The 19,595-nt window shown below is 48.5% G+C and carries 14 protein-coding genes, 1 other RNA gene and 1 pseudogene; all 16 read right to left on the bottom strand.

The genetic code is table 11. The annotated features are described in order from the left end of the window. Positions 1-41: 41 nt before the first annotated feature. Positions 42-311 (bottom strand): competence protein TfoX, encoded by a 270-nt coding sequence (locus tag ATORI0001_RS06055; protein WP_040324644.1) that lies wholly within the window; start codon positions 309-311, stop codon positions 42-44. A gap of 14 nt (positions 312-325) precedes the next feature. Beyond that, positions 326-694, bottom strand: a transfer-messenger RNA (tmRNA) gene (gene ssrA, locus ATORI0001_RS07785). 163 nt (positions 695-857) lie between these two features. Continuing rightward, on the bottom strand, positions 858-1,955 hold the full coding sequence (locus ATORI0001_RS06060) for a hypothetical protein (RefSeq protein ID WP_003149985.1): 1,098 nt from the start codon (positions 1,953-1,955) through the stop codon (positions 858-860). A 168-nt stretch (positions 1,956-2,123) separates the two neighbouring features. Further along, complete coding sequence (locus ATORI0001_RS06065; RefSeq protein WP_237755924.1) at positions 2,124-2,708, bottom strand: YoaK family protein; 585 nt, start codon at positions 2,706-2,708, stop codon at positions 2,124-2,126. A gap of 379 nt (positions 2,709-3,087) precedes the next feature. Continuing rightward, entirely contained in the window at positions 3,088-3,876 is a 789-nt protein-coding gene (locus ATORI0001_RS06070; protein ID WP_003149974.1) for a YoaK family protein, read from the bottom strand. A 178-nt stretch (positions 3,877-4,054) separates the two neighbouring features. Continuing rightward, complete coding sequence (locus ATORI0001_RS06075; RefSeq protein ID WP_003149771.1) at positions 4,055-4,192, bottom strand: rubredoxin-like domain-containing protein; 138 nt, start codon at positions 4,190-4,192, stop codon at positions 4,055-4,057. 181 nt (positions 4,193-4,373) lie between these two features. Further along, on the bottom strand, positions 4,374-4,844 hold the full coding sequence (gene smpB / locus ATORI0001_RS06080) for an SsrA-binding protein SmpB (protein WP_003149856.1): 471 nt from the start codon (positions 4,842-4,844) through the stop codon (positions 4,374-4,376). After that, positions 4,831-5,775: a tetratricopeptide repeat protein gene (locus ATORI0001_RS06085; RefSeq protein WP_003150100.1), complete on the bottom strand. Its 945-nt coding sequence runs from the start codon at positions 5,773-5,775 to the stop codon at positions 4,831-4,833. The genes smpB and ATORI0001_RS06085 overlap by 14 nt, the downstream gene beginning before the upstream one ends. A gap of 62 nt (positions 5,776-5,837) precedes the next feature. Continuing rightward, the gene (gene rnr / locus ATORI0001_RS06090; protein ID WP_003149851.1) at positions 5,838-7,934 is read right to left on the bottom strand and encodes a ribonuclease R; all 2,097 of its coding nucleotides are present in this window, start codon (positions 7,932-7,934) and stop codon (positions 5,838-5,840) included. A gap of 153 nt (positions 7,935-8,087) precedes the next feature. Continuing rightward, positions 8,088-8,477 (bottom strand): annotated as a pseudogene (locus tag ATORI0001_RS07790) (amidohydrolase family protein); the annotation flags it as partial. Positions 8,478-8,572: 95 nt separating this feature from the next. Beyond that, the gene (gene ftsX / locus ATORI0001_RS06100) at positions 8,573-9,508 is read right to left on the bottom strand and encodes a permease-like cell division protein FtsX (protein WP_003149875.1); all 936 of its coding nucleotides are present in this window, start codon (positions 9,506-9,508) and stop codon (positions 8,573-8,575) included. Further along, a complete protein-coding gene (gene ftsE / locus ATORI0001_RS06105) occupies positions 9,486-10,466 on the bottom strand; it encodes a cell division ATP-binding protein FtsE (RefSeq protein WP_003149923.1) in 981 nt (326 codons plus the stop codon). The genes ftsX and ftsE overlap by 23 nt, the downstream gene beginning before the upstream one ends. A gap of 88 nt (positions 10,467-10,554) precedes the next feature. After that, the gene (locus ATORI0001_RS06110) at positions 10,555-11,433 is read right to left on the bottom strand and encodes a YitT family protein (protein ID WP_003149797.1); all 879 of its coding nucleotides are present in this window, start codon (positions 11,431-11,433) and stop codon (positions 10,555-10,557) included. Then, the gene (prfB, locus tag ATORI0001_RS06115) at positions 11,430-12,545 is read right to left on the bottom strand and encodes a peptide chain release factor 2 (protein ID WP_003149959.1); all 1,116 of its coding nucleotides are present in this window, start codon (positions 12,543-12,545) and stop codon (positions 11,430-11,432) included. The genes ATORI0001_RS06110 and prfB overlap by 4 nt, the downstream gene beginning before the upstream one ends. Before the next feature lie 3 nt (positions 12,546-12,548). Further along, complete coding sequence (gene secA, locus ATORI0001_RS06120; protein WP_003149778.1) at positions 12,549-15,314, bottom strand: preprotein translocase subunit SecA; 2,766 nt, start codon at positions 15,312-15,314, stop codon at positions 12,549-12,551. Between the two features lie 192 nt (positions 15,315-15,506). After that, positions 15,507-18,512 carry an AfsR/SARP family transcriptional regulator gene (locus ATORI0001_RS06125; protein ID WP_003149949.1) on the bottom strand — a complete coding sequence of 1,002 codons (3,006 nt, stop codon included), beginning with the start codon at positions 18,510-18,512 and terminating at the stop codon, positions 15,507-15,509. Between the last annotated feature and the right edge of the window lie 1,083 nt (positions 18,513-19,595).

Raw genomic sequence — 19,595 nt, forward strand, 5'->3', positions numbered from 1 at the left:
TTGCCTATACAGAAAAATATTATACCGCTTTGATTTACCGTTCATTTTTTCTTTTTAGTTTTTATTGCCGGTAATTCTTTATACATAGAATTGAATAACTCTGTTAAATATTCTTTGTTGTCAACATCATCTACCAATAGCATTTCCTTTGCTCCATCATATGGTAACTCATACTTTGCATTTGGCATATATGCTATTGCAGATTTAACAGGCTTCACTAAAAACCTATCATCATAAATTCCACCAACAATTTTTCCGCGATAATAAACAATATAGATGTACTCATAAATCACAGAAATTCTGCCATTCATGCGTAACGAATATGTGGTGGAGGTGCGGAGAATCGAACTCCGGTCCAAAGCAAATCCTAGGCAGGTGTCTCCAAGCTCAGTTACTAATTACATCTCAAGTACCGCACACTTAGTAACAGGCGTTTAGTACTCCAGCTGGTTCAATCTTTTTGTAAAGCATACCAACTACGTCCTTACAAGCATCTCCCTAAAATGACGTCACCCTGAAAACGGGAGAAATTCCCAGTTAGACGCGCTGAACTTAAATTAAGCAGCGAGAGCCATCTGAGGCTCAAAAGTTAAAGTGTTGTCAATTCAATTTGACATTACCCCTGTTTTACGTGGCGAGGAGACCACGGCTTGCTGCCCACCGCAAACTCACCTTGTCGAATCCAGTCACCCCCAATAATGAGAGAAACTGCCACCATGCAGTTTTCAAGTTACGCTGGCAAGAAGACCTTGACACAGCACTTCTCGCCCTTGCCGAAACACCTTCCAGCACCCGATGACGTCATCGGGATAGCCAGTATACCCCTTTTGTACCGGCTTTGACGCTCGCGGAGACTTTTACGTAAGCGGCCATAGGATTTCCACTGCTTCTGTTACAAATGGCTGGGCGTTTGGCATACGCACGCCAGTTGGCCACTGCAATTTATTAGCATCAATTGCGATAACCACCCGCTGACCATCGTATGCCGAGTATTTCTCGGCCTCCTCCGTCAACATACCATTACCCGTCAGGCAGATCATGCTTGCTTCATGCGTGACGGGGTCGGGCAAACCTTCTTTATACAGGGAGAGTTCCAGTGGCTGATCGAGTTTCAGGACCGTATACGGACCATACTTGGCACCAGTTGAATCGTACGGCATCTTTACGCCCTGAAAATCGGCGACTTCCGTATCGGTTTTGAAGACGCGGAGGGTGCCGGTGAAGACCATCTTGCCCTCGTTCTTTGCTTTGGTGATGGCCTCATCGGTGGACATTCCGTCCGTTCCCGCACGCTTCTCCTCCAACCTCCGGCGCACCTGATCGAGCGCCCTCTGCCCAACCTCGCCCGACAAGGCCCCGCCGCCTTTCTCGACAACCTGCTCCCACCTACTGGCAAGCTTCTGAAGCTGTTCTTCGGTTACTTGATCGGCCGGAATTAGTTTGAGCTTAACCGTGATATCAACGGTACCGCCCGCCTTCGCATCTATGGACTGAACTTCTGGCTCCTCATAGATGGAACCGTCGGCGTTGATGCAACCGATGAAATCTACCTGATACTCGTCAGCCTGGACCGAGATACCGCTCGCCCTGCCAACAATCTGCCCATCAACAGACTGCGACAGGGTTAGTTCCTGATACTTCTCCACACCGATTATGCTGTTAGTACCATTGCCCAAGCCCTTAAGTCGGGCAACGAACGGTGTCGTAGGCCGCGGCATAACAACGATATTAGAGGAGACTTGGTCAGACTCTCCTTGTTGCTCCTGCGCTTCTTCCCCATTACCCTGATCCGACTCCTCTACGGCTGGACTCTGGCTCTCAGGAGATGGAGTTCCGAAGGCCGAAGAGATCAGGAAGAAGGAGCCAGTTGCAGAGCCGGCAAAGAGTACAAGCACGATAAGGGCAGACAGTATCTTGTGGGTTCCAATCCATCCTGCTGTTAGCTTACTAGACATGACTTCTCCCTTCGCCCCACATTGCTTGGACTATGAGGGGGGGGGTATCTTGGGTAATCGATTGAACTTATTTAATTTTAAGGGAAGCGTACGAAACCTCATGTGAACGTGCGAATCTTCTTGTCAGGGAGACAAAAAAACACAATCCAACATTGCAAATCGAAACCTTTAGTATTTTTCCGACCTTTTTGTATTCTCGCGTCCATGGGCGCGTCCAGCGGAGAAGCCCTTGGCGTCCTTTGATCTACGGTGGTTCTTAGTCTCTTTGGGCTCACGGTTGTGAAGCAGCTGCCGTTCTCGGTCGATACACATTATGGCAATCACTGCGGTAAGAAATACCGGACTGATAAGAACCATGTACTGACCCCACACAGGAACAAGCTGGTTTCCGATAACAGCTCCTGCGACAAAACAGAGAATAGTTCCAAAATAGAGCAGTGAATTTTCAACGTGTTCTTTTTCATGCGTATGAAGATATGTTACTGCTTCCTGTGTGCCACTACGCAAGTTTCCAATGCACATGGTTGTGGCAAAGGCATGACCATGCAGTTTTCTGAACGCCTGGACTTGAATACCACAAGCTAAAGATGTCAGGCTGTTCGCCAGAAGATTCATGTTGGTTGGTATAAATGCCACACACACCAAAAGAAGAATCTCAACAAAGACGGCCAGCTGCCGCCAGTGCAGATGACACTCACGAGCCACAATACGGATGACATACGCTGCTGCAATGCCTATGGTAAAGGCAAGCACAGGCAATCACAATTTCTGCTAGCAAATTCACCACTAAACGAGAATTTATGGAATCTGCCGGAAATCGACTGTTTAGTGGTAGTTTTTCCCGTAAAAACGATGCTTAGTGGTGATTTTTCCGGGATTTAAGCGTTTAGTGGTGAATCAAATCACCACTAAAGAGCGCTTTTGATACGTTCTTTGAAATCTGTGTGTTTAGTGGTGGTTTTAAGAGACAGACGGTCGTGAAAACCACCACTAAACGATTGCTGAGGAGCATTTCGGACGAGTACTCCAAGCGGACACTCCAGACGGATACTCAAGCTGGTGTTCCGGGTAGACAGGCGAGCGGGCGGACCAACAAGAAGACGAGCAACAGCCGCACACGAAATAGCGACAATTACACGTCCGCATGCTCCTGCAAGCTCGACGTATTCGCCTGCTCATACGCGCGTCCTGCCGCAAAGCCTTTGGCATACTCTGACCTGCGGCGATCCTTCGCCTCGCGAGCCTCCCTGTCGTGCAGTAGTTGTCGCTCCCGGTCGATAAACATGACCAAAATCACGGCGATAAGGAACACGGGGCTTATAAGAATCATGTAATGCCCCATCGTGGGAATCAAATGGCTCCCGATAACGGCTCCCGCAATAAAGCAGAAAATCGTTCCAAAATAGAGCAGAGAGGATTCCACGTGCTCTCTATTATGCGTATGGATATATGCGGCAACTTCTTGCGTACCACTTCTGAGATTTCCGATACACATGGTTGTGGCAAAGGCATGCCCATGCAATTTCCTGAACGCCTGCACCTGAATGCCACACGCCAACGACGTAAGGCTATTTGCCACCAGGTTCATATCCTGCGGCATAAACGCCACGCAGGTCAGAAGGCAGATTTCAACAAAAACAGCAAGTTGGCGCCAGTGCAAGTGTCGTTCGCGAGCAACCATACGAATGACATACGCCACCGCAATACCTATGGCAAACGCCAAAACCGGCATTCCGTATTTGGCGCATTTTTCAAATGAACCGCTGGTTACATGAATACCCAACAGCAACAGATTGCCTGTCTGCGCATTAGCAAAGACGTGATCGCGTACAAGATAGGAGTAAGCGTCCATCACACCACCCGACAGTGCTAAAAGCGCTGCTACCTCAACGGAATCCGACATCTGCAGTGCGTGTTTCAAAGTAATCTCCTCACAGATTAACCGAACGATTGGCAAGAAGTGCCTGCTCTCAAAACGCTATGAACCGCAGCTCTTCTCGCGAAAAAGCGGTGCAGGAAAAACCCACACCGCTAACTTAGCACTACTCTGTGAAAATGCCATAGCTCAGTTGCCCAAGCTTTATGCTCATCAGTCGGAGTTAGTCCTCAACGAGCTCAAACTGATCGGGACCAACGCCACATACGGGGCAGGTGTAGTCCTCAGGAAGCTCGGGAGTATCCACCTCAACCTCATAGCCACAAACGGTGCATACGAACTTGTATGTCTTTTCTGCCATGTTATTTCCTCTCTCCATGACCAGCTTTGTACTGGCCGCTTACGTACCTCTAATTTTACAGACACGCAATCGCGCTGGGTGAATTACGACTGCATTTGAAGCATTTTACCAAGACCGAGCTTTTTTACAAGCCCACAAAATCCCGTGCAAACATTAAGCACAACATCTTGAGCCGCAACATCTAGAAACGACTCCGCTCCTTAAGAGCTCGTTGAATCTCTCTGTCGGAATCGCGACGGGCAGCATCGGCACGCTTGTCGTATAGTTTCTTGCCGCGCGCAAGCCCAATGACCAGCTTGACGCGATTATGTGTATCAAACAGCAGATCAAGCGGGATAAGTGCAAGTCCCTTTTGGCGCAACTTAGAGTCAAGATAGGTAATCTGACTTCTGTGCAGCAGAAGTTTGCGCTTACGGTCCGGATCCACGTTCCACACGCCGCCATTTGAGTACGGATGGATATGCACTCCGTGAAGCCATACCTCGCGACCACGGACCAAACAAAACGCGTCCGTAATCTGTGTTCCACGGTCGCGAAGGCTTTTGACCTCCGTACCCGTCAGCACTACGCCGCATTCAAACGTCTCTAGTATTTCATATTCGTGACGAGCAGAACGATTGCGCGCAATGCTCTTGCGCTCACGCTTGTCCATCGCCTGGCTCCTTTCGCAACTCTAGCCCAGACGTTTCCTCTTGGCCAGGAGTTAGCTCTGAACCAGACGTTCCGGCACCCGACGCACCCGACGTCTCAGGGTTTAGCGCCGCATCGCGCACAAGCTCCAAAAGAACCAAAGCAGCCGGCTCCCCCACAAGATCGCGAGCACGAATGGTCAACTGAGTGGCTTCATTGCGATTGCCCATTGCCGCCTCATCTTGAGCGCACATCAAAAGGCAGACCGCAATCTCCGCATTGGCTCCACCGGGCAAGCCTTCCACCGCGAGAAGATCGTCTGCTTCAGAATCCGACAGCGTATCCGGATCGGTCTCAGTACCCGTAGCTCGACTCAAAGCAGCATTAAGGGCTCCGTCATGTGCGTCAAGCCTCCGAGCCGCACGCAAGGCTGCCGCCGCTTGTTGCGCACGTCCCGTCTGCTCAAACCATGAGGCAAAATTCAAAAACGCGCGGGCAAGATGCTTGACCTCGCTTGCGCGCTCAAAAACGCTGAACGTAAGCGCAAGATATTGCTGAACATCGCCGGCAACCTTATACAAGTCCGCCAAGTCAAGACGGGCTGCGCAATTCATGGGATTCCAGCGGATGGTCTGCTTGAGAGCATCTGCCGCTTCCTCATATCTGCCTGTCCGTACGCAAGAAAGCGCAAAGTCGGCATACAGGCGCTCGAATGGCTCTCCAACATCGCGCAGCTCTCGGGGGTCCTTCTCCACCCGCCTATAGGCAAGACGGTCAAAGAGCGTGGGAAACGAAAACCATTGAACCTCATCGGTTGTTTGGTAATTGCGGTCCACATACTCTTCCGCATCTTCCGCAAGACGAGCCAACAGGTCGTATGCCTGCTCGTCTTCATTTTGCAACAACAAGCCCTCGGCGTCGATAAGCTCATCGGAAAGTTCTGTCTGTGCCATTATTCTCCTTTTGAGACAATCCTTCGTCCCTTTTCTATCAGCTACTCTATACCCACCCCGGCTCACCGCTTAACAGGCAATCCCTTACCGGGTGACACATCCACCGGTAAAAAATCAATCTGCCCACGCTCTATGATAACCGCAGAAACCCTGACTTTGATACGGTCTCCCATGCGCCATCGCTTACCCGTGGCTTCTCCGATAAACATGAGCTGCTCCTCATCGTAGCGAATCCACTCCTGTCCAAGGTCCTTCACATGCAGCAATCCTTCAGCATACGTCGCATCCAGTGTAACAAAGAGGCCAAAGCGCTCCACGCCATCAATCGTTCCCCATGCCTCTTCGCCAATCCGGCTCTGATAAAACTCAGCCATTTTTATCTTCTGAGAAGTGCGAGCGGCAGCATCGGCCACGCGTTCGCGCTCGGAGCACGTCGCGCACAGTTGTGGAAGCGCTCTTTCCTGCTCAAGCTGCGCCTTTTCGTCGCTTTTTGTCTGGCCAACACGCGTGCCTTTTACAACGGGCTTCTCGTCGGCAAGAAGAGATTTGAGTGCACGATGCACCAATATGTCCGAATACCGTCGGATGGGCGAAGTGAAATGACAGTAAGCAGAGGCACCAAGCGCATAATGGCCCTGATTGACCGGCAGATAGATTGCACGCTTTTGGGCTCTGAGCAGCACGGCATTGACCACACGGGTATAACCGGTACCGCGAGATTTCTCAAGCGCTCCGCAAATGGCGCAAGAATCTCCCGTTGTTATACGCGCGGCTTCTCCCGTCTCCAAAGCTCCGATGGCGACAAGCACCGACAAACCGGCATGCAACGCCTCGGGAGAAGGCGACTCATGCACACGATAGGCCGTCTTGATGTCCTTGTCGGCAAGCATTTTGGCCACCGACTCATTTGCCAGAAGCATCGCTTCTTCTATCAGATTGGTCGCACGGGTTCTCCGGCGCACGGAAACGCCGGTTGGACGCCCTTCCACATCCAGGAGCATACGTGTTTCAACGGTTTCAAAGTCAATGGCCCCACGCTTGTAGCGAATCTTCTGGCGCTTTGCCCTGATCTCATCAAGAGTCTCAAGCATACGGACAAGAGCAGATTGTTGGGTTGTATCTCCCATTACAGGAGAGTCCTGCGACATTTTTCCTTCAAGCAAAGCATCCACCTGCTCATACGACAAACGAGCCGCAGAACGAATCACGGCATTCATTGCTTGAACGGAACAAATGACACCTTCCGCATTAAGTCTCATACGAACACTTACGGTCAACCGATCTTCATGAGGGCGCAGCGAACACAGATCATTGCAAAGCCACTCAGGCAACATAGGCAAGACGCGATCCACAAGATACACCGAGCAAGTTCGCGCTCGTGCTTCAAGATCGATTGACGAACCCCAAGAAACATAGCGAGAAACGTCCGCAATATGGACGTCGAGCTCGTATCCGCCATCAGAGAGCCGACGAGCGCCTACGGCATCATCAAAGTCTTTTGCATCCGACGGATCTATGGTGACGCAGAATTCTCCTCGCAAATCTACACGACTTGCATCATCTGCCAGCTCTTTATTGACATCAAGCAACAAGAACGAGGCTTCCGTTAAGGACCTTTGGGAGAACTCCGTAGCAAGTCCGAATGAAGCAATCACGGACTCAATATTCATATCAAGCTCATTGGACGAGCCAACGCGACGCTCAAGGGTAACAACTGCAGCGCTTGTGCGCGTGGGGTACTCCACGATGCGAGCAACTACAATGTCGCCGTGAGAAACATCGCAGCGCGCCGGTGAAGAATCTTCTGGCAGCACGAAGAAATCCCGCTGGATACGAGCGTTCAGCGGCACAACCACCCCAAGAGGATCGGCGACTTCATATCGTCCCAAAAAAGTCGAAGTCGCACGCGTAAGTACGGAGCAGACGGTTGCGCGCGGTTCTCTGCCTTTTGCCGTTGTCAGCGAGACTTGAACTTCATCACCATCCATACCTTCACGTATACCATGGCGCGCAAGCGTAAACGTACCTTCAGGAGTGATAACACTTCCTACTTGTGGACGTATTATATGCAGAATTCCTGTTAAAAACCTAGCTGATCTTCTCGCCCGTTTTACTTTGTCTTGTCTTCGATTGCTCTTATGTATCTTTTTGCGCAACAATATTCCCCCTGCACCCTTTTCGCAGCTTCCTGCATCCGCTCTTTTATTCAGTCCGGCTAAACACTACGATACACAAAAGAGGCCGTCTGCATGAACGGCCTCTCTTCTTTGGTTGACTAAAAGTACTGCGTCCGTTCGGTACTGGCCTAAACCTCACAGTGCTCCCCTGATAACGATATCGCCTTTTTCATGATGACTTCCATGTTGTCCGGCGTCAAATCATAGATGTTGGAGGCAACATCGCCCTTAACCACAAGAAGATCAGCAAGCTTGCCCTTTTCAAGTGAGCCAAACTCATCCTCGTGGTGAACCATCTTTGCACCGTTAAGGGTGCCGGCTTTAATGGTATCAAGAATGGAGATGCCCGCCTTGTCTACAGTCATACATCTCATCTATAGTGACGTAGCCGTATGGGGTTACAAAGCTGAAGGAATCAGAGCCAATGGTCAGGGTAACGCCACGCTCATACGCACGACGAAGATTGGCATAGGTGCGCTCCAAGCCCTTCTCGATAACACTGTCACCGGGGAATTTATCGAGCTCAACAGGCTAAAGCCTTGAACATAAAAATGGCGAGAAGACTGATCTTCTCGCCATTTCCTTTCCGCAATGATATGCCTTGCGGGCTATGTCAAAGCTTATACCTTTAAGTAGCGACCCATGGCAATAGCCGAGCCAAAGAGACCTAGCAGAAGGCCAAGCAACAAAAGCAAGCCGCTTGTTCCCCACACCACATACGTTGGGATAACAAATGTCAAGAACGACATGCTTTCGGTTAAGCGGGGAAGCACAAAATGCATACCAATGACAAGGGTTGCCACCGCAAGAACCGCACCTATCAAAGCTTCAAGCGCGCCCTCCATCAAGAACGGCCCGCGAATGAAACCATTGGAAGCACCCACAAGACGCATAATGGCAATCTCGCGACGACGTGCGTTGATGGCAAGACGAATGGTGTTGTTGATAAAGACAAAGGCCACAAAGACGAGAAGTGCAACAAGAACGATTGCGCCTATGCGGATGTAGGAAGTTACGCTAAAAAGACGCTCAACCGTCTCGCGACCGTATTGGACATCGCTGGAAGGATTGTCCTTATTATCTGCAATGGCCTTAAAATCATTGGAAGCAGCAATTTTTTGAGCGGTTTCTTCAACCTGCTTTGGATCCTTCATCTTAATAACAAGCGAGGCAGGAATAGGATTTTGCCCGTCAAGCGCAGCTACTGCATCAGCAGCATTACGGTTTGACATGGTTGTCTTGTATTCCTTGAGGGCCTCTTCTTTGCTCTTATACGTAACGGATTCAACGTTGTCCCAGCCCTGCACCTGCTTGGTAAAGGAATCAACGGCTGTTTGATCTGCGTTGTCAGACAAAAACGCCTGAATGGTTACGCGATTCTCCACATTACCAACCATATTCTCAATCAGCGCGGAAGCTAAAACGAATAAGCCGATAATGAAGAGCGACAGGAATATGGTAACAACGGCACCAAAGGCAGTTGACCAATTTCTCCTGAAGTGATGACCTGCCTCACGCAGGGAATAGCCAAAATTAGAGAGCACCATAATAGCCATAGCCCCCCTTCTCCTGGTCGCGTACAATATGACCAGCTTCAAGTGCAATAACACGTTTACGCAAAGAATCGACCATCTCTCGGTCATGCGTTGCCATTACAACGGTAGTTCCGGCGCGATTAATACGATCAAGCAATTTCATAATGCCGAGCGAGATAGCCGGATCAAGATTTCCTGTAGGCTCATCGCAGATAAGAAGAGGCGGACGATTGACCATTGCACGCGCAACAGACACACGCTGCTGCTCTCCGCCTGAAAGCTGATCGGGGTAGGCGTCCATCTTCTGCCCCAAACCAACAAGGCGGAGTACTTCCGGAACCTGAACGTTAATGATGGAACGCGGTTTGCCAATGCATTCAAGTGCAAAAGACACGTTTTGATACACGGTTTTATCGGGAAGAAGCTTAAAGTCCTGGTATACCGTGCCAATCTGACGACGCAGGTAGGGAACCTTGGAATTGCGCATACGCGTCAAATCGCGTCCCGCAATGATTACCTTGCCACTCGTTGCTTTTTGCTCACGCGTAATGAGACGAAGCAGAGAAGACTTGCCAGAACCGGAATGACCGACAACAAAGACAAACTCACCCGGATAGATATCGGCGCTGATACCGTCAAGAGCCGGCTTATTGGGCTGAGACGGATACACAAGCGTTGCATTCTGGAACGAAATGGCAGGAGTTCCCGTATGAGAAACTTCCGGCGACTCTTCAAGGGCAAGATCGGCAAACAAGCTCGCGCGATCGGACGAACCCTGCACCGACTCCTTCTGCTCTTCCGCCGTTACGACATGAACACCGTCAGCAGTATCAAGCGGATCAAACGAGCCGGTACTTGAAGCTGCCACGTTCTGCTCGCTATATGCACCTTCAGGGTTATCTACACCTGGCACTTGTGAGTCAAAACGCCCATCCACGCTGGCATTATGCTGTTCATCGGTACGAAAATGATTAGCCACAGATGCTCCTTTTCATATACCGTAGAAATAGATACGGGAGCTATTTTACCAAACACGCAGGTATTTAACTAAACCACCACGTAGTTTTTTACATTATTGCCTGAAAAGACTTAAAACCTTCACCAAATGCCTCGTGGACCTCTGAAACAAAGACCAATGCTTCGGGGTCAATATCGGCTACGATTTCCCGCAATTGAATCGATTCGGCACGATTTAATACCACGAGAAGAACCGGTTTGTTGTTACCGCTCCACACCCCACGTGCCTGCAGCTCTGTACATCCACGATTGAGGGAATACAGGATTTCGTGGGCTATCGTGTCGTGCTCTTTTGAAATGATATATGCCGCCCGCTCTGATCTGGGGCCATCCACTATGTAGTCAAGTACTTTTCCAGTAATGAACATGGCCAAGGTTGAGTAGAGGGCGTTCTCTAGGGAAAACACCGGCACAGCCACAATGATAATCACCATATCAACGATGATGACCGATGTGCCCATAGGCATAAGAAACTTCTTGGCAACCGCTTGGGCAATAATGTCCGTACCACCGGTGTTGGCTCCGGCGCGAAATACCAGGCCCAGACCGACACCACAAATAATTCCACCCCAAAGGGCAGAAAGGATCAGATCGTGCTTTCCGAGTACCGGAAGAAACGGCGCGAGAAGGTCGATAAATAGCGAAGAAATCATAAAGCCAACGATACTGCGAATTAAATAACTCCTGTTTCCTCCGCGCACCACAAAGAGAATCAGAATGATGTTCATGGCAATGGTTTGCGCACCAATGGGGAGCTCTATACCGGCAGTTGCCGCTACGGCATGAAAGACCGTTGCGAGACCGGTAATGCCACCGGCGGCGATACCATAAGGGGCCTCAAAACAGTCAATGCCAACGGCAAAAAGGGCAGAACCGAGAACAATGAGAAAAGCGTCTCGGATAAGATTGCGTACATTCATCTTTTTCATGATGCGTCTTTCTGAGAGGTGCGCCAACGGTGATATGCAATGATAAAAGGATCCAGATCTCCATCATCAAGCACCGCATCAACATTCCCTGTTTCTTCTCCGGTACGAAGATCTTTTACCAGCTGATAGGGATACAAGACATAGCTGCGAATCTGATTTCCAAATGAGATCTCATGTTTGGGTCCGCGAAGCTCATCAAGCTCGGCTTCACGTTTTTCTCGCTCAATCTCGTATAGGCGGGACCGCAAAATATTCATGGCAGCGGCTTTGTTCTGGAGCTGACTCCGTTCATTTTGGCAGGTAACAACTACTCCAGTAGGAATATGCGTAATGCGGACTGCAGAGTCAGTGGTATTGACCCCTTGGCCTCCAGGACCGGAAGCATGATACACATCGATACGCAAATCACTCGGATCTATGTCTACTTCAATCTCGGCCGGAAGAACGGGGAGAACTTCAACTCCCGCAAAGCTTGTTTGACGCCGCTTTTTATCATCCGTAGGGGAAATGCGGACAAGACGATGAACGCCTTGCTCGGCGCGAAGCATTCCGTATGCATTTTTTCCCGATACCGTAAACGTTGCACGATCAATGCCGATGACCTCAGCGGGAGTTGCCTCAGCAATATCCACGCTCCAACCCCGACGGGCCGCATAGCGCAAATACATGTGAAAGAGCATATCTGCCCAGTCTTGCGCCTCAAGACCACCTTGCCCGGGCTTGACCGTCACAATGGCATCGCCGTGATCGAGTTCATCGGTAAACCAGCTTGAAAGCTCCAGCTCTGAAAGATCACGCGCAAGAGAATCCGCTAAGTGTTCCGACTCAGCAAGAAGTCCGGCATCTTCCGTCTCGCTACCAAGCTCCAGTGCAGCTTTTGCATCCTCGAGTTTTGCATGGGCGGCATCAATGCCTGCGACATCGTCCTTGAGGCTTGCAAGGCGAGCCATCGTCTGACGCGCAAAGTCAGCGTCGTTCCAGAAGTCAGCTTTGGCGCTTATCTGAGTTAAACTTGCAATTTCCTCGCGCTTCTCATCAATGTGCAGATAACTCTCTACTTCATCAAGACGAGCGGTCAGAGCATCCAAGGAGACATGCTCAACTTCAGCCATAACTTACCTATTCTTGCCGTGGCAGTTCTTGAACTTCTTACCGCTCCCGCAAGGACAGGGGTCATTGCGTCCAACGTTAACGTATGGATTTGGATCATCGGATTTTCTGTATGTTGCAACTGATGAAGAACCGGGGCCGGAGCCTTGCGGATGTTTACCGACTGCAGCTGCGCGGTTCTTAACCATTGCAGATCCACGACCTTGCGCCTGCTGTTGATCTCCGTCCATCTCTTCTCCGCCTGAATACGTTGCATCCTTAAGCGTCGCGGGCTCTTCTTCAACCTGAAGCTGCGCACGTGGACGATTGATGAGCTCAAGGCGAAGAATGGTGCGGAGGAAATCCTCATACATAGTGTTTACAAGCAAGGTAAAGGCAGCATAAGCCTCAGTCTTATACTCGACCAAAGGATCGCGCTGACCAAAACCACGCAGTCCGATACCCGTCTTGAGATAGTCCATCTCCTGAAGGTATGTCATCCAGCGGGTGTCAATCACACGGAGCATAACCTGAGCTGAAAGCTCCTGGATAACTTCTTCCCCAAGTCGCTCGGACTTCTCCTTAAATGCTTCTTTAATAAAGTCGGTTACTTTTTCAGAAATGCCATCAATCTTCTCATCTTGAGAGAACTCAGGTACGTCTTTACGACCGGTAAGTTCTTTAAGCCACTTGACAAGCCCATCAAGATCCCACTCTTCACGCGGACCTGCGCAATACTCGTCAACGACGCGCTTTGCCGTTGCTGCCGTTACGCCTTCAATAAGCGCCATGAGATCTTTACCATCGAGGATTTTGTTCCGCTCTCCGTAGATAACCTGACGCTGCTTGTTCATGACATCATCATAATCAAGGACGTTCTTACGCATAGCGAAGTTGACTTCCTCAACTTTGTGCTGTGCGCCTTCGACGGCTCGGGTAACAATCTTTGCCTGGATTGGTTGATCGTCCGGCATGTCGTAGCGCTTCATCATGGCGGAGATGCGATCCATGCGATCCCCACCAAAGCGGCGCATCAAATCGTCCTCAAGAGAGAGATAAAACTCGGTCTCACCAGGATCTCCCTGACGACCAGAACGGCCACGGAGCTGATTATCAATACGTCGACTTTCGTGACGCTCGGTGCCTATAACACACAGACCTCCTGCGTTAAGTACGTGCTGACGCTCTTTCTGGCAAATCTCCTCTGCGGAAGCCTTTGCATCCGCACGCTGCTGAGCCGTTGCCTCCTCAGGATCGATACCCTGCTCACGAAGCAAATCTTCGGCCAAAACATCAGGATTTCCGCCAAGCAAAATATCCGTACCACGGCCGGCCATGTTCGTTGCAATGGTAACGGCACCTTCTCGACCCGCTTGTGCAACAATTTGTGCTTCTCGCTCATGGAACTTTGCATTCAAAACACTGTGCGTAATGCCCTTCTTTTCAAGAAGGCGAGAAATACGCTCTGAGTTGTCAATGGAAACCGTGCCGACAAGAACCGGCTGCCCCTTAGCATGGCGCTCTTCAACGTCATCAACAACTGCGTGGAACTTTGCGTCAATGGTGCGATACACCAAATCGTCATGATCAACGCGGATGACCGGGCGATTGGGAGGAATGACCTGTACGGGCACATGGTAGACCTCACGAAACTCCGCATCCTCCGTCATTGCCGTACCCGTCATACCGGAAAGCTTCTTATACATCAAGAAGTAGTTCTGGAGCGTAATGGTTGCAAGAGTCTGATTTTCTTCTCGAACCTCAACACCTTCTTTTGCCTCAATTGCCTGGTGAAGACCCTCAGAGTATCGTCTGCCTTCCATAATACGGCCGGTAAACTCATCTACAATCTTAACTTCACCGTCCATGACAACATACTGTTGATCACGATGAAACATAAACTCGGCTTTCAGCGCCTGCTGAAGATGATTGACGAGCTGTCCTGCATCGTCACCATAAATTTCCATGCCAAGCGCGCGCTCAACTTTTGCAAGACCTGTATCCGTTGTGGCAATGGTATGCTTTGCCTCATCCATCTCAAAATCAACCTCAGGAATAAGCCCACGAACGGCTCGGGCAAAATCCCTATAGGTACCTGCCGACTTAGTGCCCGCTCCAGAGATAATAAGCGGAGTGCGAGCCTCATCGATAAGGATTGAGTCCACCTCGTCTACAATGGCAAAATTGTGACCACGCTGAACGCGCATATCAGGACGGGTAACCATATTGTCTCGGAGGTAGTCAAAGCCGAATTCAGAGTTTGTACCATAGGTAACATCTGCCTCATAGGCAGGCTTTTTCAAACTCAGACGCATGCCATTCTGAAGCAGGCCAACCGTCATGCCTAAGAACTTGTAAATTTTACCCATCCACTCGGAGTCACGTTTTGCGAGGTAATCGTTGACCGTAACAATGTGAACGCCGTTTCCTGAAAGCGCATTAAGGTACCCTGCCAGTGTAGACACAAGGGTCTTACCCTCGCCGGTCTTCATCTCTGCAATAGTACCCTTATGCAGTGCAATACCACCAACGAGCTGCACGTCGAAGTGACGCAGACCGATTGTTCTTACCGATGCTTCTCGGACCGTGGCAAACGCCTCCGGAAGTAAGTCATCAAGACTTTCTCCTTTTGCATACCGCTCCTTGAATTTCTTGGTTTGCCCGCAAAGCTCCTCGTCAGACATTGCCTGCATCTGAGGCTCAAGGTTTGTAATTTGAGCTGCGATTTTCTCAAACGCTTTGATGTCTTTGTCTGCTCCAAACGAGAGAACTTTAGAGAGAAAATTTGCCATGTCCGTCCTTTAGTTATGAGTCATTCTTCGATAAGAAACAATTTTCATGAACCGTTTAATTTTATCTCATTTTTTTCTGTAATTGTGACAGGATAATTCTCTATTTCTCACACCATGTATATTACAGAATTGCCATTTATCACCGTCCCCAAATTATCGCCTTCCTACCCTTAGCGTTTCTCATAATCTTTCTTATGGTATTTCGATTGTTGAATCTTCAATGTGCATCTTTTTCCTTTGCTGTTCAGGTTGGTTAGCAAAATCCTCTGCAGCTATCATACGAAGTTCTTTTGAGGGGACCTCGTCTCTCTGCTTAATAAAACGCCTGATATATACGGTATAGTACTGTTGAGCCTCAGATGTTCTGCCGCATGCTTTCATTGCCTTGATAAATGCAATAGCTGAGTCCTCTTTGTCTTCATCGACAAGCACCGCATTTTCGGCAAGTAATACCGCAAGCCGACTATATCCTGCTCGCAGTGCAGCTTCTGATCCAGCCGTCATTATTTCAACGTACTTTTGGCTCAAATTTCTTCTCATAGATTCGACATAGGTAAAGGCATCGTCAGATGGTACGTAGAGATCACCGCGATAAACCATTCTTACTTCTTGGGACAGTCGTACAAGTTCATCATCATGAGAAGCAGACGTTACCATCCGGGCAAGATCTTCAAAACGGTCAACATCTACCGAAAAAATATCATTGTTGAGTGAGATGGTCTTCTCGCCACGTATTGAAATAATCGGGTCAAGCGTTTTGTCAACAGACGCAACTACTTTTCTAATAACCCGCGTTGCTTGGTAGATTTTTTCCATCCCAGACTCATAGGAACAGTTTGGCCAGAGCGCATCAACAATAGCGTAGCGGCGTGCGACATGCTTGCGAGAGAGTGCCAAATAAATGAGGAGCAGCTTGGCATAACGTTTTCCAAGAGCATTCTCCGGCACCACTACACCATTAACCGAGAGAGAAAATCCGCCCAGAATAGATAGATAAATACCTCGTTTCTCAACTCTTTCTAAAGTAGGAGACTGCTCCCTGTCATCATTTGTGCTCTCGACCGCTTGCTTATTGCACGGCAGCACGTTTACCATATGCTTCCAAGTCTCAGGAACAAAACGGGTGAGTTCTTCCGAAAAATGTCCGATTCCTTGCAAGAGGGCTCGAAGTAACCAAAGTGCGTCTTGGGGAATGAAGCTTGCCAGCGTTTCTGTCTCCATCGAGGGTCGAGATCCTGAAAATGAATCCATTGCATTAAGAATCACCTGATAAACAGCATAAAGTGAAGAATTAATAATCCACCGGGTTCTTCCTTCTTTTGGCAGCTCTCCGAGCATAAAATTCGCAACTACCGCAAGTATCGATCCAGCCTCGAAAAGATAATCGCTGTGTACCTTTTCTGCAAGAAGTACCGCATTATGTGCATGTATATGCGCACGCGCGTATGCCTTGTTTCTCATATCCAAAATACTTGCGGAGAGAAGCTCTACCGCCTGTGCAACAATATCTCCTCGCTCTTCTGACTGGGTACTGTACCGTTCTATTTCATAGATTGTGTTCACGTCTGTCTCTTGCTGCTCAACAAACTGGAGGCTGCGAATGACACCAACATAGCTTTTAATTCCCGCAACGCCCGAGACCTCAAGGAAGGCGACTGCCTCGTTAACCTGAGAAGAGCTCACTGTTTCTGGAAGTTTCAACAGTATCCGAAGAATCTCGTTATCGATGATCAAAAGCGCAGAAGAAATCGTGTTCTTTTGGCCATAACAAGAGCTCCAGCTTAATAATTGGTGCGCATTCAACAACTTGCCCACCCTTATAAGCGAGAATACTTTCCTGTGTAATAACAAACAACGAGCTGTTTCACTATTTACATCGATACTTTCCGAAACAAACGGCAGCGGCTTAACTACCAACATCCGTGCAGAAGCGATAAGGGCGCTTCCGCTTATAAAAGCATCCGATGAGGCTATTGCTTTGTTTGAGATAAGCGAACTCAATTCTCTGTGTTTTGACGTGCCCCGTACCATGCAAGAAAGCACTCCTTCTAGTGCATGGGTATTATCCGAGGAAAGAGCATCTCTGTTTCGAACCATGAGAAATGAATTATTAACAAGTTTACTCTCACCCGCATCAATTAACTCAACTGCGTTGGGTAAAATAAGGCTCCATGCATTGTTCTCTCCTAATAGCCGGCAAACAATTGACATGCGCTTGAAATCCCGACGCGTCTTTAACAGAAGCGCTGCTTTCTGCAGCACGATTTCCATGAAATGCGTGTATCTCCTCAGTATCGGAACGCATGCCTCTAAAAAATCAGGGCGATCATTTAGTAGGCAATTAAAATGTTTTCTCGCGCTATCAATTCCAAAAAACGGAACGTTTATTTCAAAAAATGTCATGTATTCGAGGGCTTTCTTACCCGCAACGGTTTCAATATCTTGAAACGATCCCCTTCCCAAGAGGAGCAAGATAACCCGAGCAATCAGTTCTTCATGACAAAGTGACTCACGCACAGTAGCAAGAAGCAATGTTACCAATGCTTCTTGGAATCCTACCCCCAAAGAACTATCCGGAGTATCAAACATCGATTCCTGTAAAGCTCCTACAAGCCCCGGAATCCTTCTTGTCAGCTTTACGGCACGCATCTTTTTAGCACTTGAGACTTTTGAGCCGCTCTCATCAAGCAATAGCTCCTGAGCGCCAAAAACAAGGCAATTTGGAATTTCTTCGACAATCTGAGCAGCCTCTGGAAGACATGAAATAATAACAGCGCACCCTGCGGATCTTAGTCTCATAAAAGCACGCGCTTGCTTAATAACGAGAGCTTCATCGGATTCAGGCACATCGTCAAAGAATGCAATGCGAGGCTTTTTGGAGAACTTGTACCGAGAAATATCATATGATTTACGGCTGATATAGATAGTTGCCTCTTTCGGGCTATATCCAGAAAGCGAAAAATCGTAGCACTTCCATCCTCGATAGTCAGCGAACGCACGGAGCTCACGCATAAGCGTTGTCTTACCCATCCGGGGTTCTGCACAAAGAATAAGGATCTTCTCGCGAGCTTGTGAATCAAGAAACTTATTCACTATAAGTGACCGATCAAAAAGCTTCTCGCACACATTCTCACATACATCGCCGTGATTTTGTTTTAGTACATTGTTTTCATGTACCTCAGAATTGTCCTGAAACATGTAATCCCCCCTATACATAAGTTCCACTATCGGACAGTCTTGCTATCACAAAACCGGTACTAATAGATTGCTACCAAACGCAATTATTTATTTTAAGAAGTCGGTAATCGGTATGCTCAAATTTGACAGATACCTGTCAAACACGCGTCAAATAACAATTAAAAATATGAAAGTATCAAAATGACTGTTGAAAACTTCATAAAGCCTGATCGTAACAGTACGCTTTATGCCACTGACAATTGTTTGTAAGCGCCAACCAACCAAAGCTAAAAGAGCTGCACGATATCTTTAATAACTCATGGCAGTAACAATGTTGAAAATGTTGAAAACAATTTGGCAAAATTTGTTAATTTTGAGTCTTCATTAAACATGGGAATAAACGGAGATTTTATGAAGACGGTGAACGGTATGGAAAAACAATGCGTTCATAGGTTCATCAAATAATCTCGACAATTTCTACAAATTTGAGCTCATTTGGATCAATGGAATTTTGAGGCTTGGACTCGAAAAAGCTTCTGAATCTCCGAGCCTTGAGGGTGTGAAACTTTATGCCTCTACTTAATTTCTCCGGTCTTTTCGTTAACATCATAACGACCTTAGGGCATGGGATTTTAGCTTCCAGTAATCTTTAAATCTGTCGGTATGGATTTGGCGCATATTATTCTCTTTTCTTAGAAGCTCACTACCGGCAGTGCGCATGTATTATCCTCTTCTTTTAGAGCCTCCTCCCCTATCCCCCCCCCCCCCCCGCTCTAAAAATCACCGCTACGGATGTTTTTTCTAATTCCTTTGCAAACGGATCGTTTACGGGTGGTTTTTGGAAGCAAAACGTATGTTTACTTGTGGTTCTTCGGGGATTTGAGCGTTTAGTGGTGAGTTAAACCACCACTAAATGTGCTATTTCCCCTATATTTCCCAATGAAGCAAAACGAGGTCTTAGCGTGTTTTCAAAAAGCACAGATCAGATAGGGAGTATCCCCGAGTAAGTGAAAAAGCACGCGAACAAAGCAAGCAGCAAGGCCGGCAGGTACAAGATACGCGCATGGGGATATGCAACCCAAGATAAACTGCCGAGAGATATAA

It is taken from the genome of Lancefieldella rimae ATCC 49626, assembly GCF_000174015.1.
Taxonomy (GTDB): Bacteria; Actinomycetota; Coriobacteriia; order Coriobacteriales; family Atopobiaceae; genus Lancefieldella; species Lancefieldella rimae.

Coding starts and splice junctions, on each gene's coding strand:
- ATORI0001_RS06055 (WP_040324644.1), bottom strand. CDS start 311: ATGAATGGCAGAATTTCTGTGATTTATGAGTACATCTATATTGTTTAT.
- ATORI0001_RS06060 (WP_003149985.1), bottom strand. CDS start 1,955: ATGTCTAGTAAGCTAACAGCAGGATGGATTGGAACCCACAAGATACTG.
- ATORI0001_RS06075 (WP_003149771.1), bottom strand. CDS start 4,192: ATGGCAGAAAAGACATACAAGTTCGTATGCACCGTTTGTGGCTATGAG.
- smpB (WP_003149856.1), bottom strand. CDS start 4,844: ATGGACAAGCGTGAGCGCAAGAGCATTGCGCGCAATCGTTCTGCTCGT.
- ATORI0001_RS06085 (WP_003150100.1), bottom strand. CDS start 5,775: ATGGCACAGACAGAACTTTCCGATGAGCTTATCGACGCCGAGGGCTTG.
- ftsX (WP_003149875.1), bottom strand. CDS start 9,508: ATGGCTATTATGGTGCTCTCTAATTTTGGCTATTCCCTGCGTGAGGCA.
- ATORI0001_RS06110 (WP_003149797.1), bottom strand. CDS start 11,433: ATGAAAAAGATGAATGTACGCAATCTTATCCGAGACGCTTTTCTCATT.
- prfB (WP_003149959.1), bottom strand. CDS start 12,545: ATGGCTGAAGTTGAGCATGTCTCCTTGGATGCTCTGACCGCTCGTCTT.
- secA (WP_003149778.1), bottom strand. CDS start 15,314: ATGGCAAATTTTCTCTCTAAAGTTCTCTCGTTTGGAGCAGACAAAGAC.
- ATORI0001_RS06125 (WP_003149949.1), bottom strand. CDS start 18,512: ATGTTTCAGGACAATTCTGAGGTACATGAAAACAATGTACTAAAACAA.